At 36.0% G+C, this 26,811-nt stretch carries 20 protein-coding genes and 2 pseudogenes; 7 read left to right on the top strand and 15 right to left on the bottom strand.

Annotation, left to right across the window (positions count from 1 at the left end):
* From CEV08_RS06675 to sodC, 3 genes are all read left to right on the top strand, one after another.
* A partial coding sequence (locus CEV08_RS06675; protein ID WP_245407061.1) for a hypothetical protein occupies positions 1-337 on the top strand: 337 nt, incomplete at its 5' end.
* Positions 315-671 (top strand): hypothetical protein, encoded by a 357-nt coding sequence (locus CEV08_RS06670; RefSeq protein ID WP_100130898.1) that lies wholly within the window; start codon positions 315-317, stop codon positions 669-671. The genes CEV08_RS06675 and CEV08_RS06670, both read left to right, overlap by 23 nt.
* 312 nt (positions 672-983) lie before the next feature.
* Entirely contained in the window at positions 984-1,511 is a 528-nt protein-coding gene (gene sodC / locus CEV08_RS06665) for a superoxide dismutase family protein (RefSeq protein ID WP_100130902.1), read from the top strand.
* Between the two features lie 579 nt (positions 1,512-2,090).
* On the opposite strand, the gene CEV08_RS06660 is transcribed toward sodC, so the two are convergent.
* The 11 genes and pseudogenes from CEV08_RS06660 to CEV08_RS06615 all read right to left on the bottom strand — a co-directional run bounded on the left by CEV08_RS06660 (position 2,091) and on the right by CEV08_RS06615 (position 14,542).
* Positions 2,091-3,056 carry a COG2958 family protein gene (locus CEV08_RS06660; RefSeq protein ID WP_245407060.1) on the bottom strand — a complete coding sequence of 322 codons (966 nt, stop codon included), beginning with the start codon at positions 3,054-3,056 and terminating at the stop codon, positions 2,091-2,093.
* 372 nt (positions 3,057-3,428) lie between these two features.
* Positions 3,429-6,180 (bottom strand): annotated as a pseudogene (locus CEV08_RS10280) (DEAD/DEAH box helicase family protein).
* 22 nt (positions 6,181-6,202) lie between these two features.
* Complete coding sequence (locus tag CEV08_RS10215; protein WP_100130897.1) at positions 6,203-7,012, bottom strand: DNA methyltransferase; 810 nt, start codon at positions 7,010-7,012, stop codon at positions 6,203-6,205.
* Positions 7,000-7,335: a hypothetical protein gene (locus CEV08_RS10210; RefSeq protein WP_348602895.1), complete on the bottom strand. Its 336-nt coding sequence runs from the start codon at positions 7,333-7,335 to the stop codon at positions 7,000-7,002. Before CEV08_RS10210 ends, CEV08_RS10215 begins: the two co-directional genes overlap by 13 nt.
* Positions 7,335-7,841 carry a site-specific DNA-methyltransferase gene (locus tag CEV08_RS10205; RefSeq protein ID WP_348602894.1) on the bottom strand — a complete coding sequence of 169 codons (507 nt, stop codon included), beginning with the start codon at positions 7,839-7,841 and terminating at the stop codon, positions 7,335-7,337. The genes CEV08_RS10210 and CEV08_RS10205 overlap by 1 nt, the downstream gene beginning before the upstream one ends.
* Positions 7,842-7,898: 57 nt before the next feature.
* Positions 7,899-8,300, bottom strand: coding sequence for an SUF system Fe-S cluster assembly protein (locus tag CEV08_RS06640; protein WP_100130896.1), 402 nt, complete (start codon positions 8,298-8,300; stop codon positions 7,899-7,901).
* Positions 8,293-9,537, bottom strand: coding sequence for a cysteine desulfurase (locus CEV08_RS06635; protein ID WP_100130901.1), 1,245 nt, complete (start codon positions 9,535-9,537; stop codon positions 8,293-8,295). Before CEV08_RS06635 ends, CEV08_RS06640 begins: the two co-directional genes overlap by 8 nt.
* Positions 9,538-9,547: 10 nt before the next feature.
* Positions 9,548-10,810, bottom strand: coding sequence for a Fe-S cluster assembly protein SufD (gene sufD / locus CEV08_RS06630; protein ID WP_100130895.1), 1,263 nt, complete (start codon positions 10,808-10,810; stop codon positions 9,548-9,550).
* An 11-nt stretch (positions 10,811-10,821) separates the two neighbouring features.
* Complete coding sequence (gene sufC, locus CEV08_RS06625) at positions 10,822-11,577, bottom strand: Fe-S cluster assembly ATPase SufC (RefSeq protein WP_100130894.1); 756 nt, start codon at positions 11,575-11,577, stop codon at positions 10,822-10,824.
* 160 nt (positions 11,578-11,737) lie between these two features.
* Positions 11,738-13,249, bottom strand: coding sequence for a Fe-S cluster assembly protein SufB (sufB, locus tag CEV08_RS06620; RefSeq protein WP_100130893.1), 1,512 nt, complete (start codon positions 13,247-13,249; stop codon positions 11,738-11,740).
* 147 nt (positions 13,250-13,396) lie between these two features.
* Positions 13,397-14,542 (bottom strand): cysteine desulfurase family protein, encoded by a 1,146-nt coding sequence (locus CEV08_RS06615; protein ID WP_100130892.1) that lies wholly within the window; start codon positions 14,540-14,542, stop codon positions 13,397-13,399.
* Positions 14,543-14,705: 163 nt separating this feature from the next.
* Between CEV08_RS06615 and CEV08_RS06610 the strand changes: the two genes are divergently transcribed.
* From CEV08_RS06610 to bcp, 3 genes are all read left to right on the top strand, one after another.
* Positions 14,706-15,386 (top strand): alpha/beta hydrolase, encoded by a 681-nt coding sequence (locus tag CEV08_RS06610; protein ID WP_100130891.1) that lies wholly within the window; start codon positions 14,706-14,708, stop codon positions 15,384-15,386.
* Between the two features lie 326 nt (positions 15,387-15,712).
* Complete coding sequence (gene tyrS / locus CEV08_RS06605; protein ID WP_100130890.1) at positions 15,713-16,966, top strand: tyrosine--tRNA ligase; 1,254 nt, start codon at positions 15,713-15,715, stop codon at positions 16,964-16,966.
* Positions 16,967-17,183: 217 nt separating this feature from the next.
* The gene (gene bcp, locus CEV08_RS06600) at positions 17,184-17,669 is read left to right on the top strand and encodes a thioredoxin-dependent thiol peroxidase (protein ID WP_180753566.1); all 486 of its coding nucleotides are present in this window, start codon (positions 17,184-17,186) and stop codon (positions 17,667-17,669) included.
* Positions 17,670-18,019: 350 nt separating this feature from the next.
* Here the strand turns inward: bcp and prfB are convergent.
* The 3 genes from prfB to CEV08_RS06580 form a co-directional block, all read right to left on the bottom strand.
* Positions 18,020-19,148, bottom strand: a protein-coding gene (gene prfB / locus CEV08_RS06590; RefSeq protein ID WP_100130889.1) for a peptide chain release factor 2 whose coding sequence is annotated in 2 segments (ribosomal slippage) — positions 18,020-19,078 and positions 19,080-19,148 — 1,128 coding nt in all. Because the reading frame shifts where the segments join, the coding sequence is not laid out codon by codon here.
* A gap of 167 nt (positions 19,149-19,315) precedes the next feature.
* The gene (locus CEV08_RS06585; protein ID WP_100130888.1) at positions 19,316-21,781 is read right to left on the bottom strand and encodes a penicillin-binding protein 1A; all 2,466 of its coding nucleotides are present in this window, start codon (positions 21,779-21,781) and stop codon (positions 19,316-19,318) included.
* A gap of 168 nt (positions 21,782-21,949) precedes the next feature.
* Positions 21,950-23,179, bottom strand: a complete 1,230-nt coding sequence (locus tag CEV08_RS06580; RefSeq protein ID WP_100130887.1) for an N-acetylmuramoyl-L-alanine amidase — start codon at positions 23,177-23,179, stop codon at positions 21,950-21,952.
* Between the two features lie 617 nt (positions 23,180-23,796).
* Between CEV08_RS06580 and CEV08_RS06570 the strand changes: the two genes are divergently transcribed.
* The gene (locus CEV08_RS06570) at positions 23,797-26,430 is read left to right on the top strand and encodes an Rne/Rng family ribonuclease (RefSeq protein WP_100130886.1); all 2,634 of its coding nucleotides are present in this window, start codon (positions 23,797-23,799) and stop codon (positions 26,428-26,430) included.
* A gap of 103 nt (positions 26,431-26,533) precedes the next feature.
* On the opposite strand, the pseudogene CEV08_RS06565 reads toward CEV08_RS06570, so the two are convergent.
* Positions 26,534-26,793, bottom strand: a pseudogene (locus CEV08_RS06565) (ParB N-terminal domain-containing protein); the annotation flags it as partial.
* Positions 26,794-26,811: the final 18 nt, after the last annotated feature.

The raw sequence follows: 26,811 nt of genomic DNA, 5'->3' as shown, positions 1-26,811 counted from the left end.
AAATAACATTTTGAAATTAAGTATTTTTTTTATGATAATTGTATGTTGTTCATTGATTGTCACGACTTCAATCAGTGATATTTTTCATCTTCCTTATTGTCAAACCTTTACCTATAGCTCTACTCAAAATGTCACTAAAATAGGTCAAAATTCATTTACTGCTTCGCAAGTTAAAAATTGTCTTATGCAAAATGGTTTTGAGAACATTCAACGACTGCGTTTAGATGATAAAGGCATCTGGCGTGCTTTAGTAAAATTTAAAAAGTCACATTTTTTTGTATCCGTTGACTATACAGGAACAGTTAGCATTCAAAATGAAAGAAAAAGATATGATTGATTTTAAAATTTATAGCAACGTTTCTGTGCATCGTTGTAATAAAAAAAATTTTAAAAAGTGCTGTCATTCTATTAAAGAATTTGCTTTTATTGGTGTTTTAAATGGTAGCATATCAGGAGCAATCGCAGCAACTCTTGCTACTTATGGTTATATTGCTCTTCCAGGATTTGGCCCACTTATTGCAATGGGTATAGGAGTAGCACTTTCTGCCGGAATGATAACAGGAGCATTGATAGGATCTGGAATGGGGGGAAGTGTCGGTATATGCTGTATTTTATGGGAAATTTATATGAATCATAATCGTCCTCTCTCTTATAAATTTCACAATGAATAAAAAATTCTCTTCATTTTTTCTATGAACCAAATATTAAAATCATCAACAAATTATATGCTCTGTTTTTGATAAAACGATCATCATATTATTATAATTGAAATAATCCCTAACTTATAAAACTTCTTGCTTAATTGCTTGTTACATCTCAAAAAATAGATTTTTAAAAATCATCTCTTGAAAAAAGATAAGTAAGATATAGTTATCCATCTATAAAAGCTATATTTTTTATAGCTCAAAAAACGAAAGTTGTGTTCAGAAATAATAAAAATATTTTATGGATAAATTTATTTGAAGATAATTATAATGTATTTTATGAAAAAAATATTATTGTCATTATTAGTTTTTATGGCATTTTTGATGCATAAAAACTCTGCGTTAGCACTCTCAACAAAAGTAACTATTTATAAACGAGGCGATAATAATTCCAGAGAGGTTATTGGTAGCATTAAAATTGAAGAAAACACATACGGTTTGATTTTCATTCCTCATTTATCTTCTTTACCAGAAGGGATGCATGGTTTTCATGTCCATGTAAATCCTTCATGCGATACAAAAGATGGCATAGTTGCTGGAAGTGCAGGTGGACATTATGATCCTGAGCATACCGGAAAACATTTAGGACCTTATAATGTCAATGGTCATCTTGGTGATTTACCAGCACTTTATGTTGATAAGCAAGGGAATGCCACGATGAGTGTTCTTGCTCCACGATTGAAGAAAATCTCTGAAATTACGGGGCGCTCATTAATAATTCATTTAGGGGCAGATAATCAATCAGATGAACCATTACCATTTGGCGGAGGTGGTGCACGTCTGGCGTGTGGTATTATTGAAAAATAAAGAGATCATTGTGGCAAACTGTATCGTATACCTTCCCTTGATCATAAGATATGATAGAAATTTATTTTTTAAATTCATTTCAAATGAGATTAAATAAACTATGGAAGTATTTTATAAAATTTATATTTTTTTGAACGTTTAATTGCGGATGATAAATAATCAAAACGAACAGTAATTGAAACTAAAGAAATAGCAGTATAAATTCTCTGAAAGAAGACTTAAATATGAAAAATAAACATTCTCAATGCTTGATGTAAACAAAGCAAAAAAGTTGAATTTTACTCTCTACAACCGTGAATTTGTAATAAGTTATAATCATTATAAATCTAGTATCTAATAAAATTACGTCTCACGCACAAAATAAAATGGATCTCAAACAGAATTTTACTCACCACAGCTTGATACATACACAAAATTGTGATTGATTTAATATCAATTARAATGGCTTGAAACGATTGAATGCTACAATATTCTAATCTCTAATTTAAGTAAAAAAAGCCTAATTATCATTATAAATCAATGTAACTAATTAAATAAAATAGTTAGAGTAATTTTTTGTCACTCTAAACAAAAGAGCCTTTAAACAATAGCGTCTTTTTTATACCCCTCATGGATAGATATGATCCCAATCGGATGGACGCATCTCGCCAGTTTGATAAAATTGACGAATGAGCTTGATATAATGAAGAAGGTCTTTGTTTGCTTCCACAACCTATTAGCTGTATTCCAATCAATATCACTCCGTTCTTTTGCCGGAATTATGATCTCACTCTCAGAAGCATTTTCCTTGTCGAGTCTTATAAATCCAATTCCACGCAAACTTGAAAGCATCCGAAGTTCTTTTAGTGTATCAACACCTTCAACGTCACTAGCCACTAAATAACTAAAATTAGCCCATGAAGAATTGCTAACTGTTTGAAAAAAAGCTTTTCGTAAATTTGAACGATTGATGAGAATTTTGACTTCAAAAGACCAAAGCTTCGTCTTTTTATCAAAATATTGCAAAACGCAATCTTTGATTTCACGATTCCATTCTTTACTTAAATCTTGTATTCCTACAAGATCTGGATAAAGCCATTTGTTTCCGCCAAAACCATGTTTATTATGAGAACATTTCTTATTAATGCGTTTACTGTAAACTGCGAGTTCTGACCATAAAAATTTAGATAATAATGGATAAAGATCATGTTCTTTAACGGAAGAATCTTTTGTTCTATCCTCTGCATTGTCCTCTGCTGTATCAATTTCAGCGCTATCTGTTTGTTTAGTAAAATAATACTGCCGTGGTCTCCCTTCAGTAGTTTTAATTTCTGGATAACGCTTTTGCAATTGAGGGCGTTGAGACCCTATTTCAGCGACAATTTGCTGAATAAGAGCTGTAGCATCCTTAAGAGGGGTGATTGTTGCCGTTGATCGCTTTTGTTTTTGACGGCATTTTTCTGGGTAATTTTCAAATATCCATTGCGCAATTTCTCGAGCTGTAAATTTTTTTGTCGGGTTTTTCTTTAAAAAATTAAAAACAGTGTTTGTTAAATTCAAAGTCATATGTAAAACAGCCCACTTTTATCCTCTAGATATTCTATGATATTCAGATTTTTCAAAAGAAAAAACCATAAATTGTTTAAGTTTTTTTGAAAAAAGCTGTCTATAAAATTAAAATATTTTTCTGAATTTGCGACTATAAACTCAAGTTTTTATATAAATGAAGTGAGACTGTATTTTCATCAAAAATTGTAAATCCTCATAAAAAAACATAATCTTGTATAACTCTTCTATACATTTTTCCTTTTATTGTAATGCACTTAGAAAAAATAATAATTTCGATAACGCATAAAATTAAAAATAATATCAAACATTTGATTGAGCTTCACATTGGTCAATTAAAAAACTTATGTGTTTTATTTTCAAAGCAAAATGTTATGGGCTTTCAAGTATAGATTCTAAAATAGTAAACTCTGCACATAAACCTTCAAAACTACTATTAGCTTTAATAGCATCATGGGGAATAAGAACATAATACCATTTTTTACCGCCATAAGTAGCCGCATAGTGCGTTGCATGACAACACCATTGAACTGCAGCTTCTCTCTTTTTTAAAACAATAACGTTTTGTATTTCAGAGGCTTTTTTAGGCTCACAAAGATATTTAGTATCCTTCGTTTCTACAACAAAGTCCGGTTCATAAGTTGAGCCTTTATCATACTCTATCTTGAAAAAACCTCGAGCGAGTTTCATCCATTTCAATACTTGTGAATCATCCTCTAATATCTGAGCAAATCGTAATTCTCCTTCTACTGAATCAAACTTTTGCAAAGGATAACAGCATTTTTTAAAGCCACTGAATACAAGTTTTTTAATATCGCTTTTAATGGTAGGAATATTACGAAAATCAACAGGAGATGTTCCTTGCGGCAACACATAATGGATAGACGTTAAAGTTGTAAAACCTCGTATCACTTTAACCTCATAATCTTTTTGCGTTTCCCATTGATGTTTCCTTAATTGCGCAACAATAAAATCATTGAGCTTATGCTGATAGTGAATTAATACGTTTTCAACCGCAGCATCATTGGGTAAATAAGATCGGAAATGCTCTACCATTTGACTAGCCAATTTTCGTAATAATGTCGTATGGCTATCATAATCGATAAAGTCATTATCAATTAAACCACGAATGATATAATTTTCAAGATGAGGCTCTTTGATATATTCATTCTTAGAAGTAAGAAAAATGCTTTTGTGGGTACGCAATTCTCGAATTAAAAGCTCTTTACTAACAGGTTGCAAATTTAAGCTTTCTAGATTTTCTAAATCAAAATCAGAAAAACCATAAGTAACCTCACGTGAAGGAATGAGGATAATATTGGGAATATCTATTATCAATTCTGCTAATTGTTTTGTCAAAATTGTAACCACTTTTGACACGAGAGACTTTTGTGCTAGCGGCATAGTACTCATAATTTTATTGCTCATTTTTTCTTGTATCGGTGCAGAACAAAGCATTTGAGAACTTGGTAAATTATCATTCTCTTTGATAATATTCCAGGCAATAGCAGCAATTTGTTGCTCTTCGGGCGTCAATATAGGGGAATCTGTATTTCGTAACATGATATTTTGTAGATCTGATGCTCTATCTATATCGCAATGACGCGTTCCCGCCGTTTGCATAAATAAAGCTTCCACTTGACATGGAACTGTCACTATATCTGTTTTTTCAGAGGGTATGTCCCCCCCTTTTCCAATCTAAATATGCTTTTTTATAATTGAGTTTGGATCATTTGCACGGTTAATAATATCCTGGAAACGATCATGCGCAATGATTGTTAAACGATCAATAGCTTCTACACCGGTCCTACATCCATACGGCAACCGCAATCCACGCCCAATTGTTTGCTCTGTTAAAATTTCTGAAGCCGATGCACGCAACGGTACAATCGTATAGAGATTGGTAACATCCCACCCCTCCTTTAATTTATTAACGTGAATAACAATTTCTGTTGATTCATGAGGATCTTCAATCGCAATAAGCTTTTGAATATTTTGGTCTTCTTCTATATTTGACTGCTTTGTATGAATCTCTAAAACTTTTCCCTTATAGGCCCCTGCGATAAAATCATCTGATTCCAATAAATCACGCAATTTCTGTGCATGATTTGTATCTTGAGCGACAACTAAAATAAAAGGCTTAACGAACTTTTTGTTATAATCTTTGGCATAAGCGATTAAATCTGCTTTCACGGTTTCGTGTGCAAGAATTGCATCTTGTAATTTAATATGTTTTAATTGTTCAGATGTATAATTTTGCGGTTGAAAGTCTTTACGTGTAGCAACAGCAGGCTCTTTTACAAAACCATCTCTCATAGCCTCTGCAAGTGAATAACTGTAAACAACATTTTTAAAATCTACAGATTTTTCACCTATTGTTTTTGGTGTTGCTGTAAGCTCTATTCCTAAAACAGGTTTTAATTCATTAACTGCTGCCGCACCAGCAGAAGCACGGTAACGATGTGCTTCGTCCATTAACAAAACTAAATCAGGAAGATTTGCGAGATAATCAAAATAACTTTCGCCAATCGTTTCTTGTAAGTGCTTAATTCGTGGAGTACTTGATTTTAGTGTACCTTTTTTATTATCCGTTGTATTAATTTTAGAAATATTAAAAATATTGATAAAGGCTGTATCCCTATTTTCAAACAAACGCTTTTGTCCGTAAAAGTGATGTTCATCAGCGCGAATACCTTTACCACTTTCATAATCTTCACCTGTAATAATAACGGGTCTATTGGCAATAAACTCACTCATTCCACTAAAAACATACTTTGAACTTTGAGGACTAAAATCCTGTTTTAATTTTTCATAAATAGTTAAATTTGGTGCTAAAACAAAAAAGTGACGACTACGTCCTGTTAAATAAAGATAGCTGATAAAAGCGCCCATAAGTCGTGTTTTTCCAACACCCGTTGCTAAAGCAAAACAAAAAGAAGGAAAATTTCGTTCAAAGTCTTGTACAGAAGGATAGAGATTTTTTACCAATTCTAATTCCGCAACCAAATCAGCACTTTTAGAAAGCTCTATATTTTTTTAAGATGTTCACCAAAATATTTAAAGATTCACGTTGAGGATCACGCAACGATAGGCGAGCAGAAATCCTTTTTTCAATAGTGTTCATGAAAAACTCCGCTTTTTATATATTATCCAAATAGATCTAATTCTGCTTGCTCAATATCTTTATCTTTGTTGCTTCCTTTGACGTCAATTATTGGTTCAAGATTGGCGATATTTAAACTGTAATCATCCCTTCCCCATTCGCATTTTTCTAATATTGTACGCGGAATTTTAGTGAGTGTGAGATTCTCAAAAGGTGATGATTTTGTATCAAAGGCAGTACAACAAATGAGCAGGGTACGATGGGGCCCCACCTCTTCGTTCATAATACGGAGTTGTTCATGGGTCATGGCACTTTTTGTAACATAAATATAATCTGTTTCCGTTGAATAGCCTTGCATCCAATAATGATTTTTATTCGGCGCATAAGTAAATTCCATATGTTTGCACATTGCTTCTGACAGCATTGCTGCATTATATTCGCGACTAATAATCCATTGTCCCCATGGATCTTTTTGCAACAGAGAAGGTGCAAGGCGATAATAACGAAATCCACCGCCACCTTGCCAATTGACACTTTTAAAAATTCCCCCTTGATCCGTTCCATCAATGACTTGTTTTAAACGAGGGATAATATGGGTATGACAATGTTCATCAAGTTCAATCATAATCCACTTGCGGCCCATTTTATGGGCAACAGCTCCAGTTGTGCCGGAACCCGCAAAAGAATCTAAAACAAGATCACCAGGGTTGGTAGAAATAGTTAAAATTCGCTCTACTAACCTTTCCGGTTTAGGTGTTGAGAAAACATCTTGAGGATTAAACTGTTTAACTTCTCTTTTGGCATCTTGATTGTGACCTACTTCCATATAAGGCCAAATCGTCATTGAAACCATATCATTTTTACTTCTGATAAAAAACGCTTCAGGGAAGAAATATTGTTTCCTGTTGGATCAAACCAAATACGATTATCCTTTACTAACTCAGCAAATTTTTTTTCACTCATAGCCCAACTTCTACCATGAGGAGGCATCACTTTGCGTCCAGAAGGTGTGATGATTTCGTAAATATCCTTAAGCGTTACTCTTTTTACAGATAAATCTCCAGATTTCCAAGGACCCCGCGGATCATTATCAGGATTTTTATAGCGTGCATCCATGTCGGTTGAACGAGGAAGTAAGTGAGGGCACCAAATTGTTTTGTTTTTGGCATAAACCATTATGAAATCATGATTATCAGAAAACCATTTCGTATCATTTTGTGGAGATATTTCTTTTGCCAAATTATATTGTTTATGAAATTTGGACGACCAAAAATCTCATCCATTATTACTTTAAGATAGGCTTGTTCATCATCATCAATAGATATCCAGATACTTCCATCATCCGCAAGCAAATGATGTAATAATTCTAGTCTGTCTCTCATAAGACTGAGCCATATGGAGTGCTCTAAACCATCTTCATAATGCTCAAAAGCATTGCCTGTATTATAAGGTGGATCGATGTAGATACATTTTACCTTGCCCGTATATCCTTGTTCAATTGCCTTGAGTGCAAGTAAATTATTACCAAAAATAAGTTTATTATCAAAAATATCCTGGGATGATATTTGGTGCGAGGCATGATAAGATTTTTTAAAATCTTCTAACAAAATACGAGGCTCCAGTTTGGAACGTTTCTCTTTTCCAATCCAGTTCAGTTCTAATTTGGGTTTATTATAAAGCATGTAATCGTTTTTAAATCTAAATGTTTGCGAAAAACGATATATTTGCGAACAGTTTTGTTAGTACCATCCGACAGCAATTTGCGCTTCTTCTGACATACACTCAGGTGTCCATGGTGGATCAAAAGTCATAGTGACTTCAACATGCGAAACCCCTTCAACTGCACTGACTGCGTTTTCTACCCATCCTGGCATTTCACCAGCAACAGGACAGCCTGGCGCTGTAAGAGTCATTTCAATTTTTACTGAACGATCATCTTCAATATCAATACGATAAATCAGTCCTAACTCATAAATATCAGCAGGAATCTCTGGATCATAAACTGTTTTAAGAGCAGCAATAATATCATTCGTCATACGATCAATTTCGTCTGCTGGAATTGCTGATATGTAAGATTTTTCATTTTCACTTACAGTTTCAACAGATTCTGTAGAATGACGCTTTTCTATTAACTCAGCCATAAAAAAATGTCCTTGTTTCTTTCAACGCTTCGACTAATTGATCTATATCTTCTTGTGTATTATACATGGCTAACGATGCACGACAAATAGATGTTAAACCAAAGCGCTGTAATAAAGGCTGTGCACAATGGGTTCCCGCACGTATTGCAACCCCTTTTCTATCGATAAACATAGCAACGTCATGAGGGTGAATTCCTTCAATTACAAATGATATAATAGCTCCTTTATTGGGAGAATGACCATAAATACGCAATGACTCAACTTTTTTAAGTTTTTCATGCGCATAAGCTAAAAGGGACATTTCATGCGCATGAATTATACTAAGACCTTTTTCTTGTATATAATCAATAGCCGCCGCTAATCCAATAGCTTCAGCGATAGGAGGCGTTCCTGCTTCAAAACGATAGGGAGGAGCATTATAAGAAACCTTGTCAGTTGTTACCTCCTCGATCATTTCACCTCCCCCTTGAAAAGGACGCATTTCCTCTAACCTATGTTCCTTACCATAAAGAACACCGATACCAGTGGGACCATAAAGCTTATGACCAGTAAAGACATACCAATCACAATCGAGATCTTGCACATCAACGGTTAAATGTATTGCCCCTTGAGAACCATCAACAAGAACAGGAATAGAATTTTGATGTGCTAACTTAACAATCTCTTTAACAGGAGGCACAGTTCCTAATATATTAGACATATGCGTTATAGCGACAAGCCGTGTTTTTTCGTTTAAAGCCTTTTGGAAATCTTCAATATGCAGAACACCATTTTCATCAACAGGAACAAAAATAAGTTTAACTCCTTTTTGTTCACGCAGAAAATGCCAAGGGATAATATTTGCATGATGTTCCATAATCGTTAGAACAATCTCATCATCTTCCTTGAATTTGGACATAGCCCAACCATAAGCAACAGTATTAATAGCTTCCGTCGCATTTTTCGTAAAAACAATTTCCTCAGCTTTTTGAGCATTTAAAAAAACACGAACGGTTTCACGAGAATTTTCATAGGATTGTGTTGCTGTATTGGCTAAAAAATACATTCCCCTATGCACATTAGCATAACTATCGTGGTAATAATGATTCATTGCATTGAGTACTGATTGTGGTTTTTGGGCAGAAGAACCACTATCAAGATATGCTAAGCGCTTTCCATAAACTTGATGATGTAAAAGAGGAAAATCACGTCGAATTTCATCAACATTATAATTGAATGTTTGTACGTCATTTTCCATTTTTTCCCCCTTAAACATTTTTTTCAAGCCATTGACTAATGATATCCTCCAAAACAGTTTGAAGATCATCTTGCTTGATGTCATCAATAAGCTCAGAGATAAATCCTTTAATCAAAAGTGCACGAGCTGTTTTAAAGGGGATACCACGTGCCATGAGATAAAAAAGATAATCATGATTAATATTAGCAACTGTTGCACCATGACCACAGGCAACATCATCAGCAAAAATCTCCAATTCAGGTTTTGCGTTAAATTCTGCATCATCTGAAAGAATAAGGCTATTACAAGCCATGCGTGCATCTGTTTTTTGCGCTTTTTGAGCAACACGTATTATTCCTTGAAAAACACCAACAGCCTTATCAGTAACGATATTGCGTATAATTTCGGTTGATGTTGATTTTTCTTCCACATGACGAACGGTCATTGTAAGATCACTATGGGTTTGCCCTGATAATAAATTTATAACACGTAATTGAAAATCAGATTCTTCCCCCTGTAACTCAATATCAACTTCCTGACGATTGAGTTGACTTCCTATATTAATGACATAAAGTGATAATTTTGCTCCCTGTGCAAGAACAGCACGCAATCGGCCAAACTGTGTAGAATTAAAACCACGATTGCGAATAAGAATCCACGTAACATCACTATGAGCGGCAATATTTAATGAAAATATTGAACTAACAAAGGTATCTTGATTATTGCCAACCTGATGTTCAATAAATATAACTTGACTATTTTTATCAACTTTTATATCTGAAAAAATATGGGATTGTCCTCCCATTTGTATATTTTGTAATTCAATAGGTATATTCAACTTTGTATTTTCAGGAATATGAAAAAGCCAACCATCCGTCACGAAAGCTGTATTTAATTGCCCAATAAAATCCTCATCAGAAATGTTTTGATCTATCTTTACAGAATTGTCTTCTAATGCATCTGAAAGGCGTTTTACTGTAATCTTTTCTACCTTTGACGGTGTTGATGTTTTTCCATTGCTCATAGAAAAAACAGCGCTTTTTGAAAGTAATGCGTCAACTAATTGATGATCAGAGGCTTTTGAAAAATTGCTTACAGATTTCAGTAACGTGCGCAAGTTTGTATAGTGCCAGCTTTCAATTTTACGGGAAGGAAGCCGTGTTGCTTGAAACTGTTCAATCGCTTTCTTGCGGATTGCACGCACTGCTTTATTACCAGGTAAGTCGTTAATATATTGATTGAAACTCCTGAGTATATCTTCTTCAACGGCTAATAAATTTTGTTGTTCCTTCATATTCAATAACCTCAAACCGCTTCTCTGATAAGATCAGCATAGCCATTTTGCTCTAAATAAAGCGCCAAGGATTTATCTCCGCTTTTGATAATTCGTCCTTTATAAAGAACATGTACCGTATCAGGGATAATATAATTAAGCAGCCGTTGATAATGAGTAATCACCAAAAACGAACGTTTTGAGTCCCGAAGTTTATTAACACCATCTGCGACAATTTTCAGTGCATCAATATCTAAACCAGAATCCGTTTCATCTAAAATGCAAAGTTTAGGTTCAAGAAGTGCCATTTGTAAAATTTCAGCGCGTTTTTTCTCTCCCCCTGAAAAACCTACATTTAATGGACGTTTTAGCATGTCCATATCTATTTCAAGCTTGGCTGAAACGTCTTTAACATATTTTATAAATTCAGGAATTTTAAGCTCTTCATCACCACGCGCTTTGCGTTGAGAGTTCATCGCCACTTTTAAAAATTCCATCGTTGCTACTCCTGGTATTTCCATTGGATATTGAAATGCAAGAAAAATACCATATGCAGCACGTTCTGCTGGGTCCATTTCTAAAATTGATTGTCCATTATAGAGAATATCACCTTCTGTTATTTCATAATCATCACGACCAGCAAGCAAATAAGACAACGTTGATTTTCCAGCACCATTTTGGCCCATAATCGCGGCAACTTCTCCATCTTGAACCGTCAAGTTTAAACCACGAATAACTTCTGTATCGGTCCCAGCAATACGGGCGCGCAAATTTTTTATCTCTAACATTATTTAATCCTGTTCTGGCTGTTTTTTTTAGATACCAATGCATAATTTTGCCTTAGCATCTAGCTCCTTTTGTAATCACAATAGAAGTTCTTTTTTTACATTATTTTCTACTGTTACAGCCTTTTTGCATCAAGTCTTCGATTTATCTTATTAAATAAAATTATCCAACACTTCCTTCAAGGCTAATACCAATAAGCTTTTGCGCTTCGACAGCAAATTCCATGGGAAGTTTTTGAATAACCTCTTTTACAAAACCATTGACAATTAATGCAATAGCTTCTTCTTCAGGAATTCCTCTCTGCATAACATAAAAAAGCTGGTCATCAGAAATTTTTGATGTGGTGGCTTCATGTTCAAACTGAGCTGTTGCATTTTTTGCTTCAATATAAGGGACTGTATGTGCTCCACAATCATTTCCGATTAATAAACTATCACATTGCGTAAAGTTACGCGCATTTTGTGCTTTTCGATATGCTGTGACTTGCCCTCGATAAGTATTATTTGAAAAACCAGCAGAAATGCCTTTGGAAATGATACGACTGGAGGTATTTTTTCCTAAATGAATCATTTTTGTACCGGAATCAATTTGTTGGTGACCGTTTGCAACAGCAATAGAATAAAATTCTCCACGCGCATTATCACCGCGAAGTAAGCAAGATGGATATTTCCAAGTAATCGCAGAACCGGTCTCAACTTGTGTCCATGAAATTTTAGAGTTATCGCCTCGACAATCTCCACGCTTCGTCACAAAATTATAAATACCGCCCTTTCCATCTTTATCGCCAGGGTACCAGTTTTGTACTGTAGAATATTTAATCTCTGCATTTTCAAGGGCAATAAGCTCAACAACAGCAGCATGAAGTTGGTTTTCATCACGTTGAGGGGCAGTACACCCTTCAAGATAAGAAACATAGGAATCTTCAGCGGCAATAATCAAGGTTCGCTCAAATTGGCCTGTATTGCGTTCATTAATCCTAAAATAGGTTGAAAGCTCCATAGGACAACGAACCCCTTTGGGAATGTAAACAAATGAACCATCTGTAAAGACAGCTGCATTTAAAGCCGCATAATAATTATCACTTACAGGGACAACTGTTCCCAAATATTCTTTAATAAGCTCAGGATGTTCAATAATCGCCTCTGAAATAGAACAAAAAATTACACCAGCACGGGCCAATTCTTTTTTAAATGTTGTCACAACAGAAACAGAATCAAAGACTGCATCAACAGCCACCTGCCCCGATGCAGACATACTATCATCAAAGGTAGAGGGATCAGACTGTTTTCTTACTCCTGCTAAAATCTCTTGTTCTTTAAGAGGAATGCCAAGTTTTTCGTATGTTGCTAATAACTCCGGATCCACTTCGTCCAAAGATTTTGGTCCTGTATGATTTTTAGGGGCAGCATAATAATAAAGCTCCTGAAAATTAATTTTAGGATATTCAAGACGCGCCCAATGAGGCTCTTGCATTGTCAGCCAACGGCGATAAGCTTGTAAGCGCCATGTTAGCATCCATTCAGGCTCATTTTTTTTAGCAGAAATAAATCTGATAATATCTTCATTCAAACCTTTCGGCGCTTTATCCGTTTTAATTTTCGTTTCAAAGCCATATTTATATTGGTCAACATCTATCTCACGGACTTGGCGTATCGTTTCTTGTACAGCCGGCATAAATCTTCTCCATTTTTTGGCATCAAAAACCGGTAACGAACAGTCTTGTTTTTTACAAGATTAAAGTTAAGTAAGTTATTCCCTAGGCTATAGGCAAAGTGTGAAAATTTCAATCAAAGTTATTTTATTTTTAAAATAATTCTAATTTTATCCTTTTTTCTTGCCTATCATTCGCGAAAAAAACAATAGAAAATCAACAATGTCCTCAGAGGTCGTGTCACGTCCTATCGAAATGCGAATGGCACCATTTGGAACATAATATCCCATGGCTTCCAAAACTTTGCTTTGTTTTACTTTTCCCGAAAAACAAGCAGAACCTGCTGACACAGAAAAACCTTCTAAATCAAAAGCAATTTGCATTGTTTCAGCTTTTATATTTTTCACGGTAAAGTAGGTTGTATTTGGCAAACGTTGAACTCTTTTGCCAAATATTTCAATATCTTGACTTATTTTTTGCAGTCCATCTTCTAATTTATCGCGTAAATATATTAACTGTTTTATTTCTTCTTGCGTAAAACAATCAGCCATTGCTGCCCCAAAAGCAGCAATAAGGGGTAATGCTTCTGTTCCTCCACGAAAGCCTTTTTCTTGTCCTCCCCCAGTAATAAGGGGATGTGGCATAAGAAGATTGCCACATGAAACAAAAGCACCAATGCCTTTAGGACCGCCAACTTTATGTGCAGACAGTATAAAAAAGTCCCCTCCTAACTGATTAATATCAACAAAATTTTTATCGATATATTGCGTCAGATCAACAATAAGAGTGCCTCCTAGATCCCGAACAATAGCCGCTATTTCTTTTAATGGTTGAAGAACACCAGTTTCGCTATTTGCAGCCTGAATAGCAACAAGAGGTAAGCCTTTTGTCTTATCGTGAGCTTTTAAGAGTGATATTAATTTATTTTGTTGAATAAGTCCATCTTGATCAACAGCAATGACACTTGTCAAATCTTTAGAAAAACGCCCTCCCTCTGCAACAGAGGGATGTTCAGTCGCTCCAAGATAAAGATGAGAAAATCGAACCTTTGCACTCCCCATCGTGTAAAAGGGTGTTAACAAAGTCATTGCTGCTTCACTCGCTCCAGAGGTAAAGACAACGTTATCGGGATCTGTTTTAAGATTTTCAGCGATTTGTCGGCGTGCCTTTTGCAATAAAGTTTTAGCCGCACGCCCCTCCTGATGAACGGATGATGGATTACCAAATATCTCTAAAGATTCCAGTAACGCCATCCTCGCCTTTTTTTTGAGCGGTGTTGTTGCGTTATGATCAAAATATCGACGCTTTATAACCATTTTACATCGCAATCATTTATCTTATGAATTAATTAAAAAAATAGCGCAATTTTCTTGAAAAATGCACTAAAAAAAGAATATCTAACGATTACTTAAGAGATTCTATGGTAAAAGTCGACCAAGGGTCAATGAGAGCTTTTTATAGCATTTGAAGGAGCATTTTATGCCAGAAATTATTTTTAACGGTCCCGCTGGTCGGCTCGAAGGGCGTTATCAACCTTCACAACAAAAAAATGCGCCCATTGCGATCATTTTGCATCCTCATCCCCAATTTGGTGGAACGATGAATCATAAAATTGTCTATGATCTCTTTTATATGTTCCAACAGCGTGGCTTTACAACTTTACGCTTTAACTTTCGTGGTATTGGTCGCAGTCAGGGGGAATTTGATTATGGAATAGGAGAACTTTCAGATGCGGCAGCAGCTCTCGATTGGGTGCAAACACAACATCCAGACTCTAAAAACTGCTGGGTAGCAGGATATTCATTTGGAGCATGGATTGGTATGCAGCTTTTAATGCGCCGACCGGAAATTGAGGGATTTATCTCTGTTGCCCCTCAGCCTAATGTTTATGATTTTTCATTTCTTGCGCCTTGTCCTTCCTCTGGGCTTATCATTCATGGCGGTATTGATAAAGTTGCCCCCCCAAAAGATGTTCAACTGCTTGTTGATAAATTGAAAACACAAAAAGGAATCATTATCACACAGGAAATACTGGAAGAGGCCAATCACTTTTTTAGTGGATGTCATGCCGAACTTATTGAACGGTGTGCGCATTATTTGGATAGCCATATCACCAATGAACTTCTAGGCCCTCCTTCTGAAATACTCTCACTCACTTAAGAAAAACATGAGAAATTTATAAAAAATCAATAAAAGCCGTCTCTGATCATAACAAAGTAATTTTTTCAGACTATATTTGCGACTATCCTAAAATAAATTTTAGGATAGAGATAAGAATAAAAAAGTGTTTTTATTTATCCTTATTTTTATTGGATTATCTTTTTAGCGTAAACAGAAAATAATACCCGCATTCTTATCTTCAATTATCAATGTCTCTGGTTGTCTTGTGAGATGTATGTCATTTATGGTAGATAAGGCATTCATGATCCATTATATAACCATCTATTGTATAAATAAATGCCCTCTTAAATTAGGAAATTGACTCTGTGTTTGCCTTTAAATCTGATTTTTTACACATTATGAGCGAACGTGGTTTTATCCATCAAATTTCGGATGAAAAAGGCTTAGATGATCTTTTTTTAAAAGAAACAGTAAGCGCTTATACTGGATTTGATCCAACAGCATCAAGCTTACATGCTGGAAGCCTTCTTCAAATTATGATGCTTTATTGGTTACAAAAAACGGGTCATCGCCCCATTGCTCTGATGGGCGGAGGGACAGGATTGATCGGTGATCCTTCCTTTAAAGATGAAGCACGGCGTCTTTTGACGCAAGATGATATTGCGGCAAATATTGATGGTATTAAAAAGGTATTTGCTAACTATTTGACATTCGGTGATCAAGAAACGGATGCCTGTATTGTGAATAATGCTGAATGGTTGTGCAATTTAAACTACTTAGAATTTTTGCGTGATGTAGGAAAACATTTTTCTGTCAACCGCATGTTGTCATTTGATTCTGTTAGACTCAGACTTGAGCGTGAGCACTCTTTGTCCTTCTTAGAGTTTAATTATATGATTCTTCAAGCTTATGATTTTGTTGAACTTTATAAACGTTATGGCTTGCGTATGCAAATGGGGGGCTCTGATCAATGGGGAAACATTATTAACGGAATCGAATTGGGGCATCGTTTAGGAACACCGCAATTATATGCATTAACATCACCCTTGCTGACAACCTCTTCCGGTGCAAAAATGGGCAAATCATTGAACGGTGCGGTGTGGCTTAATGCCGATATGCTTTCACCTTATCAATTTTGGCAATATTGGCGCAATACAGAAGATGCTGATGTTATAAGATTTCTAAAGCTCTATACCACATTACCAATGGATGAGATTCTCAAACTTTCTCTATTACAAGGGACTGAAATTAACGAAGCAAAAAAAATTCTTGCCACAGAAATTACAGCAATGTTGCATGGGCGTGCTCTTGCCAATGCCGCAGCAGAAACTGCCCGAAAAACGTTTGAAGAAAAAACACTTGGAGAAAATCTCCCAACCGTTGAAATGAGCGCAACAGAATTTAAAACAGGTGCTGGATTGCTCTCTCTTTTAGTAAAAGCAGGACTCGCTAAATCAAACAGTGAGGCACGTCGTCATATTCAAGGGGGTGGGATACGTGTTAATGATCAAATAATAAAGGATGAAACGCACCTTATTATTGAAAAAGATATCACGGGAGAAGGAATCATTAAACTTTCTTTTGGAAAGAAAAAACATGTATTGATTAAACCTCTATAATCTATAGTGTCTCGTTCATTCTATAGATTTTATCTCCAAGATAGAGATATGTCTTGCGCTTTCTTGCCTCGCTTTTTAATTTAATTCTTGCGACAGAATAATTTTTATATGATAGCAAAAAAGTCTTTGAAATAATTCTATTCTAAAGTGTTGAAACTTTATTCCTTCTCTGTATGCTGATTATTGATCTTTTCACTCAAAAAGAAAGATAGAAAAAATGACAAAATCAATGAAAGGTACTCTTGCTCCTGATTTTAATTTGCCACGCGATGGAGGAGAGACAGTGCGCCTTTCTGACTTTAAAGGCAAACCTGTTGTTTTATATTTTTATCCCAAAGATGATACGAGTGGATGCACAAGTGAAGCACTGGATTTCACAAAATTAAAGACGAAATTTGATGAAATCGGTGTTGCTGTTATTGGAATCTCTCCAGATAATGTAAAAAAACATGATAAATTTAAAGAAAAGCATGGACTTGATGTTATTTTGGTGTCTGATGAAGAAAAAGCAACCCTTGAAGCATATGGTGTTTGGGTAGAAAAAAGCATGTATGGACGCAAATATATGGGGGTCGAACGAAGCACTTTTCTAATTGATGAAAATGGAAAAATCGCAAAAGAATGGCGCAAAGTGAGCGTATCTGGACACGCTGAAAATGTTTTAGCCGCTGCAACGCTTTTACATCGTAATGATGGCATATAAATGAAAGGGTATACTATACTTTTAAAAGTAACAGCCTCCCTCCCCGGTTTATTTTATTTTTTCAAGGGATTCAATTTTTGTAATAGGCTGGATTATAAGGATGGCTAACTATTTACCATTAAGATTAATCCTCCAGATATCGTAAATTTTTCTCATTTCAATTCCTTTTTATCTTGAATTAATGAAAAAATTATTTGCACCCGTCATAAGAAAGATTGGCATGTAGAAAAGATTTGAAGAAAAGAAAACGCAACCTTTTACATATCAAGAACTATCGATATATTACAACATCAATAAAACGAACAGTTTATAAGCAATACATCTACACAGTTTGAAGAATGGATATGTCATTAACGAATATCTTCAATTTCTTTGTCTTTTCCATAAATACGCTGAGAAAGTGCGGCCTCTATAAATGCATCTAAGTTGCCATTAAGAACGGATTGAGGATCAGTGTTTTCAACACCTGTACGCAAGTCTTTTACAAGTTGATAGGGTTGAAGAACATAAGATCTAATTTGATGTCCCCATCCAATTTCTGTTTTAGAAGATTCAACAGCATTGGTTTCTTCTTCTCTTTTTTTGAGCTCTTCTTCATAAAGACGAGCACGCAACATTGACCAAGCCGTGGCGCGATTTTTATGCTGAGAACGTTCCGTTTGACACTGAACCACAATCCCCGTTTTTATGTGTGTGATGCGAACGGCAGAATCTGTCGTATTAACATGTTGTCCCCCTGCTCCCGACGCACGATAGGTATCAATACGCACATCTGCTTCTGAAACATCAACTTCAATATTGTCATCAATAACCGGATAAACCCAAATGCTTGCAAAAGAGGTATGGCGCTTTGCATTCGAATCAAATGGGGAAATCCGCACCAAACGATGAACGCCAGATTCTGTTTTTAACAATCCATAAGCATTATGCCTTTTGACAAGAATCGTTGCTGACTTTATTCCTGCTTCTTCTCCATCATGAATTTCTAATAGCTCAACTTTCATTTCATGTTGTTCAGACCAGCGCATATACATACGCAAAAGCATAGAAGCCCAATCCTGACTTTCTGTTCCCCCTGCCCCAGCATGAACTTCTAAATAGGTATCATTGGAATCCGCCTCTCCTGAAAGAAGCACATCAATTTGTCTTTTATCGATCTCATTTTTAAGATTACGTATTGAATTTTCTGCATCAGCGATAATTTCAACATCACTTTCTTCTTCGCCCATCGCGATGAGTTCAATGCATTCTTCAAGTGTTTTTGTAAATGATAAAATACCATTGATTAAATCATCAAGACGTTGACGCTCACGCATCATATCCTGTGCTTGTTGCGCATCATCCCATAATAATGGATCTTCTGCTTTTTGATTAAGATATTCCAGACGCTTTAGTGATTGATCCCAGTCAAAGATGCCTCCTTAGCAATTGAATTGCTTTATGGATTTCATCAACTAATGTTTCTATTTCTGCTCGCATAATTTAACACCGTATTTTTTACACTCTTTCTGGTTATGTCTCTTAGTGTTTTACACAAATTCAACCGATTCCATCAGAAAATAGAACGAGACCATCATTTTATTTACAGAACCAAAACTATAAAAACAGATAAAAACCAAGACTCACAGCAAAGAAGATTTTACCGATTAATACAGCCCACCTGTCCCACTTTCAAGGGCTTTATTAACTTGTGGAGAAGTCGTTACTGCTGGAACACCTTCTTGAAAAGAATTCGTCCCCCCAATGACTTGATATATATCAGCAGGACCAGTCCCTGGTTTAAATGCTTCTATAATCACATCTTGATCTCCTCTTTCTGCAAGCATTCCTGTTTTCCGATTAATCGGCATTAAAATCATACCACTTGGCATTTTAAAGGGAACATCTGGTTTCCCCTTCAGAGCTGCTTCCATAAACTCACCAAAAATAGGTGCAGCCAAAGAACTTCCTGTTCCATTATATCCTAACGGAGCTGGTTGATCGTAGCCGATAAAAATACCAACGACAATATCAGGAGTAAATCCCATAAACCAGACATCTTTAGAGTCATTGGTGGTTCCTGTTTTAGCGGCAATATGTCGATTAAGATAATGTAAACGTGCTGCAGTACCGCGTTGAACCACGCCTTCCATCATCGATGTAATTTGATAAGCCGTCATAGGATCGAGAACTTGATCTCTCTCATCAATCAATGTGGGTTCTCTTTGATTATTCCATGAATGCGTATTACAATTTTCACAAATACGATCATCATGACGATAAATTGTCTTCCCATAACGATCTTGAATCCGGTCTATCAGAGAAGGTTTAATAGAACGCCCCCCATTGGCAATAACAGAATAAGCCGTAACCATCCGTAACACTGTTGTTTCAGCAGCTCCTAAAGCCATGGGAAGATAAGGCTGTAATTTATCGACCACACCAAAACGCTCTGCATATTCAGCGACAAGAGGCATTCCCATATCATTGGCAAGTCGCACGGTCATAAGATTACGAGAATGTTCAATACCATATCGCAACGTTGAAGGTCCTGCAAAAGTACCACCATAATTTTTCGGTTGCCAAACTTCACCATTATATTGACGAACTTCAATGGGGCCATCTAGAACAACCGATGCTGGTGTATACCCGTTATCAAGTGCAGCTGCATAGACAATGGGCTTAAACGCCGAGCCCGGTTGACGATAAGCTTGGGTTGCACGATTAAATTCAGACGCAGAAAAAGAAAATCCTCCCACCATTGCAAGAACGCGCCCTGTATGAGGTTCCATAGCAACAATGGCCCCTTCAACTTTTGGAATTTGTTGTAAACGATAAGTATTATTTGTATTGGGCAGCTTTTCAACAAAAATGACATCTCCAACTTGCAGAACGTGAGATAAGCTCTGAACAGTTTTTCGATAACCATTTTCTTTCACAACATGGAGCGCCCATTTTGAATCAGCTTGAGATAAAACAGCAAATTCCCGTTTTTTGGATAATACACCCGAAGCTTCACGCTGTGGCTGCAAACCAATCTCTACTTTATTGGGGGTTGCAGAAAGGACAACAGCTAAACGCCATTCAGGAACATCACTTAATCCTGTGATATTTGCAAGCTCAGCCCCCCAATCATCTTTCTTATCAATATGTGCATAAGCTCCACGCCATCCTTGCGAATGATCAAATTTAATTAATCCATTGTGTAAAGCCTGCCGAGCAATAAACTGCAAATGTGGATCAAGCGTTGTACGAATTGAAAGACCACCTTCGTAAAGTGTTTTAGCCCCATAGCGCTGCATTAAACGACGACGTACTTCCTCTGTAAAGTAGTCCGCTGCAAAAACATAGCTATCGTTTCCACGCATTGTCGCTCCTAAAGGCTTAGCTTTCGCTCGTTCACCTTGTTTACGCGTGACATACCCATTTGCAACCATCCGGTCTATAACCCAATTGCGTCGATCAATAGCACGCTGTGTATTCTTAAATGGATCATAATTTGCTGGTCCTTTTGGAAGAGCCGCCAAATAAGCACATTGTTCTAGCGTCAAATCATTGACGGATTTATTGAAATAGGTTAAAGAAGCAGCAGCTATTCCATAAGTTCCCCGCCCCAAATAAATTTCATTGAGATAAAGCTCCAAAATATGATCTTTTGAGTAGGTTTTCTCAATACGCATTGCTAAAATAGCTTCCTTAAATTTACGCTCCAACGTTGTTTCTGAACTTAAAAGAAAGTTTTTAGCGACTTGTTGCGTGATAGTCGATGCACCCTCTGGACGTCTTCCAGAACCAATATTACGAATATTATTGATCAAAGCGCGAGAAAGTCCTTCGGGATCTAAACCAAAATGACGATAGAAATTTTTGTCTTCAGCTGAAATAAAAGCATTTATCACAAGCTTTGGTATTGATTGAATCGGCAAATAGAGGCGATGTTTTGTTGCAAACTCTGCCATAAGACGACCATCAGAAGCATGGACACGGGTCATTACCGGTGGCTCATAAAGTGAAAGAACTTCATAATCAGGAAGTGCATTTGCTTGAACACTGCTTATAACATTCCATGCGATTATGCCCAAAAATCCAATAGCAACAAAGAAACGAAGAAGATATCTTAAAAAAATCATCATAAAAACGGCTATCGCTTTCTTAAGAATTGGTCAAAGAAGAAATACGTTACTTCGATCACACCACGTGGATATCACCACAAGATTGAGATAACAAAAATTTATTTTTTATCTTTTATTTATATAGGGTACATTAAAATCCCATATTGATTACTCTATTTTTTTACAAATTTAAAGAGGTTGTAGTATTTTCTGCCTATAATCAGCAAATTGGCGAATAGAATGAGCAATAGAGACAGCCATTTTTTTTCTCCAATGAGGATCGTTTAATAACTTTTCATCCTCTTTATTTGATAAATAACCGACCTCTATCAAGACAGAGGGTATCTCGGAAGCTCTTAAAACTTGAAAATTAGCGTAGCGATGAGGATTATTGATCAAGTTGATCTGACTCTTTGATAAACTTGAAATAACACTATTTGCAAAATTAATCGAAAAAGTGTGCGTTTCACGTCGTGTAAGATCCATCAAGATATCTGTAACTTCAAGCGTTTCATCTGCAGGCAAACCATCAAGCAAATCAACTTTATTTTCACTTTCAGCTAAAGATTTCGCAATGGCATCAGAGGCTTTCTCTGATATGGTATATACTGTAGCACCGCGAAGAGAATGTACAGCAATTGTATCCGCGTGAATGGATATAAAAAGATCAGTATTAAATTCTTGCGCTTTTTTGACTCTTTCACTCAATCTTAAAAAAATATCAGAATCACGTGTTAAAGCAACGCTAATATGAGGATCTTTTTGTAGTTCATCTCGCAATGCTCGCGCGAAACCTAAAGTCACATCTTTTTCTAAAATTCCAGTTCCCCCCTGTGCACCACCATCAATACCACCATGACCAGGATCAAGAACAACACGAAAATTTTGTGACGGAATCAGCAGTGGTTTTGTATCAAAATTAGTCCTTTGCTGGCTCTTTAATATCTTATCAAATTTTTCTTGTGTACTTTCATGAATATCAATCAGCAACTGCCATAAACCATTGTTTATTTTTTTTATAATATTTTTTTCAACAATAAAAGCTGTTTTGCTGGTCAAAATAATGCGTGAAGTCTGTATGTCTGAGAAAGCATAACGCACATCTAAGAGCATGGTGGATAATATATTCTGTTTTTTTAAAGGTGTATTTTGCATTGAAAGGTCAATGGTAGGTAAATTGATAACCAAACGTGCAGGTTTATCCAAAATCTGCAAACGAATATTTGGTTTTGAATTGAAAACCGCAATTATACGCGTATGAGCACTATCACCAATGGTTCGAAAATTTACAAGCCTCAAAGAATCCGCGGCTTGGACACTGGTTTGGCATACCAAAAAAAATAATAAAAAACATGTGAATTGCACAATAACGTACCCATAGGCTATTTTCAGCTTTTGGGTAAAAAAAATCCTTATCATAAGCCCTCTTAATCATGAGCAAAGTACTCTACACGACATTTGTAATAATTTATCTTGGTTATATAAAAACAATATGCCATTTATTTCCTAATTTTTCAATAAATGCGAAACCCCTTCATTATGATAAACATAAAAAAACAAAATTAAGATAATAAAAATATTATCATGATACATGATTTACATTGTTACTTGCCAAACGCATGATATCAACATAAAAGAATATTGCTGCTTCCTAACTGATAATAGATCTCATTATCTGTAACGCATAGTAAGTTGTCTTTAAAGGGAGTCTTTTGCATATTATGCGTTGAGACTTTGTTATGGATGAAAAATTTCTATATTATAAAACTAGGATTGCATACTTATAGATTCGTTGGTTCGGATATCCGGACTATTTTAAAGATTATTTTACCAGAGACTTTTAAGAAATATGAATCATAAAAAATGGATGGAGATAATGATGAGAAATGGTGTCAATGCAGTCATGCATCTACACGTGATGTTCCGTCCTGTTTTTCTGGCACCTCCCTTTTATGGCAGACAGCGCTTTACATCTACGAATACTTACATTGTTCGTTTGAATAAAATTGTGCATGTCGCCTTCAGGATATTAACTTATGTCAAACAAAATGCTTATAGATGCCTCTCATCCAGAGGAAACACGTGTTGTTGTTGTTCACGGCAACAAAATTGAAGAACTTGATTTTGAATCAGAACATAAAAAACAGCTCAAGGGGAATATTTATCTTGCACGTATTACGCGTGTGGAACCATCTCTCCAAGCCGCTTTTGTTGAATATGGTGGAAACCGACATGGTTTTTTAACATTTTCTGAAATTCACCCTGATTACTATCAGATTCCTGTTGCTGACCGCCTTGCTCTTCTTGAAGAAGAAGAAAAAGCAGCTATAGAAGAAAATCCAGCAGATATTTTCACGCAAGAAACAACTAAAAATAAAAAACGCCCCAAAAGAACAAAAAAAAATGCGAAAAACAATACTATAGCAGCCGATGTTGAAAATGATATCGCATCCGAAGCTGTAACAATTGACCAAACAGAAGAAATATTAAATGTCGATGTCTCTTATGATGAGATCGAAATGGTCGGTGCTGAAGACATCCGTGAAGAAATTCCTGCGTATCAAAGAAAACAAGGGCGCCAGTATAAAATTCAAGAAGTGATTAAACGACGTCAAATTTTGTTGGTGCAAGTCATCAAGGAAGAACGTGGTAATAAAGGTGCCGCACTTACAACATATCTCTCTCTGGCAGGCCGTTATTCTGTTCTCATGCCCAATACAGCACGCGGTGGTGGTATTTCACGAAAAATTACGAATGTGCAAGACCGTAAGCGTCTTAAAGAAATCGTAAAAGAATTAGCCGTTCCAAAGGGGATGGGCGTTATCTTACGAACCGCTGGTGCCAATAGAACAAAAGCTGAAGTTAAACGCGATTATGAATATCTTATGCGGTTATGGGATACTATTCGCACTTTGACACTTGAGTCAACGGCGCCGTGCCTTATTCATGAAGAAAGTAATCTCATAAAGCGCTCTATACGAGATCTTTATAATAAGAACATTAGTGAAATTCTTGTCTCTGGAGATCAAGGATATCGGGAAGCAAAAGACTTTATGCGTATGCTCATGCCAAGTCATGCAAAAGTCGTACAGCCTTATCGCTATCCGATACCTATTTTTGCAAGAAATAATATTGAAATTCAGCTTGATAAAATGTTGCAACCACAGGTTTCTTTAAAATCTGGTGGTTATCTTGTTATTAATCAAACAGAAGCACTCGTTGCGATTGACGTAAATTCTGGACGCTCTACGAAAGAATTCTCTGTTGAAAAGACAGCTTTACAAACTAACATTGAAGCTGCAGAAGAAGTAGCGCGTCAATTACGTTTACGTGACCTTGCGGGTTTAATCGTGATTGATTTTATTGACATGCTTGAAGAACGCAATGTGCGATTGGTCGAAAAAAAATTAAAAGACTGTTTAAAAAATGATCGTGCTCGTATTCAAGTTGGCCATATTTCACACTTCGGCCTTTTAGAAATGAGCCGTCAACGTATTCGCATATCCGTTTTAGAAAGCACAACGCAACCTTGCCCTCATTGTGCAGGAACAGGAAGTATACGTTCTGAATCATCAATTGCTTTACATGTCATGCGCTCAATTGAAGAATATCTTCTTTATAATTCGCAATATAACATTATTGTGCGCACACCCGTAGCAACAGCGCTTTATGTGTTAAATCATAAACGCAATATTCTTGTTAATTTAGAAGAACGCTTTAAACTTAATATCAGTATTGAAGCAGATGATAGTATTGGAACGCAACATCTTATTATTTCTAAAGGTACAATAGCAGAAAGGATTTCTCAATCTTTATTGGAAGATGACAATAAGCAAGAAATCGAAGATTCTGCTTTCGTAAAAAATAAATCTATTGAAAATACCCCTTCCATTGAAACAAATCAAAAGCGTCGACGCAAAAATCGTCACGATGAAATTACTGATCATACTCTCTCCTCCACCGTTCATAAAAAAGAAGATACCTTGAGTGATGATTCTTATCGTCGAGGACGCCGTAGAGGACGTCGTGGTGGTCGACGCAATCAAGATAATAGTTTTCATCAGATTCGCATTCCTTACGCAGAACCAGTAGGAGATTTTGCTCAGCAGGCTTTAGTAGAAATTAAAGAAACGCACCGCAAACGTCGTGTTCCATCCGCGAAATCTTCTAAACTTGAAGAAATAAAAAATGATACACAAGCTATCGATGTACAACAGCAAGATGAAGCAACAAAAGTTGATACAAATGTTAAACCTAAAAAACGTAAAACACGTCCTTCAAAAGCTGTAGAAAATAATCTTTCTCTAGAGAATAATCAAAATGTTGCAAAACAAAAATCTCTTGAAGAAAAGCCTAAGAGCAGTTCAGTCCGTAAAATAAAAACAAAAAAAGCAGATAAATCTGTTCATGAGGGAGAGGATAAAACTCCTGAAAATAATAAAAAATCAACACGTAGAACACGTAAAAAATCTTCTTCTAAAGAGACAACAGAAACACAAAAAACATTAGAAAAAGAAAGTAGAACGGAGATGGGAGAAGTTATAGAATCCTCTTCTTCTCACATTGAAAAAACAATTAATCAACCCGTTATGATTTCATCAGAGTCTAATGATGCTCCTAAAACTGCGCGTATTGGTTGGTGGAAACGCAGAACTCTTTCAAAAAATTAACAATTGTATCTTGTCATCGGGTTTTGCATAATTTGACAGCAGGTTTTGTATCAATTTATTTTTTTCGAAGGGTTTTTAAGGGGAACTCAAAGTGCAGACTTTACCCTTTTGCCACTTTGTCCTTTGTATATTGATTACCGTGCTCACCGCCACGCTTAGTTTTCCCATGCTTTTTCTCCCACAATCCGCGATAAGTTTGCACAAAAAGCGCACGGTCAATCATGACAACTCATTGCGAAAGAGGTTTTCCGCCACGTCTAAAAGCGCAGCATTGTCCTTATCAGCTTGCACCACAACGGCATCAATATCACTATAGCCCAAAAGCTCCGCAGCACAAAGCCGGTGCACACCAGCATCCATCGTAATCGCCTATCACAAAAT

The organism is Bartonella tribocorum, assembly GCF_002778015.1.
Taxonomy (GTDB): domain Bacteria; phylum Pseudomonadota; class Alphaproteobacteria; order Rhizobiales; family Rhizobiaceae; genus Bartonella; species Bartonella tribocorum_B.
This window is presented reverse-complemented; position numbering and strand designations above follow the sequence as displayed.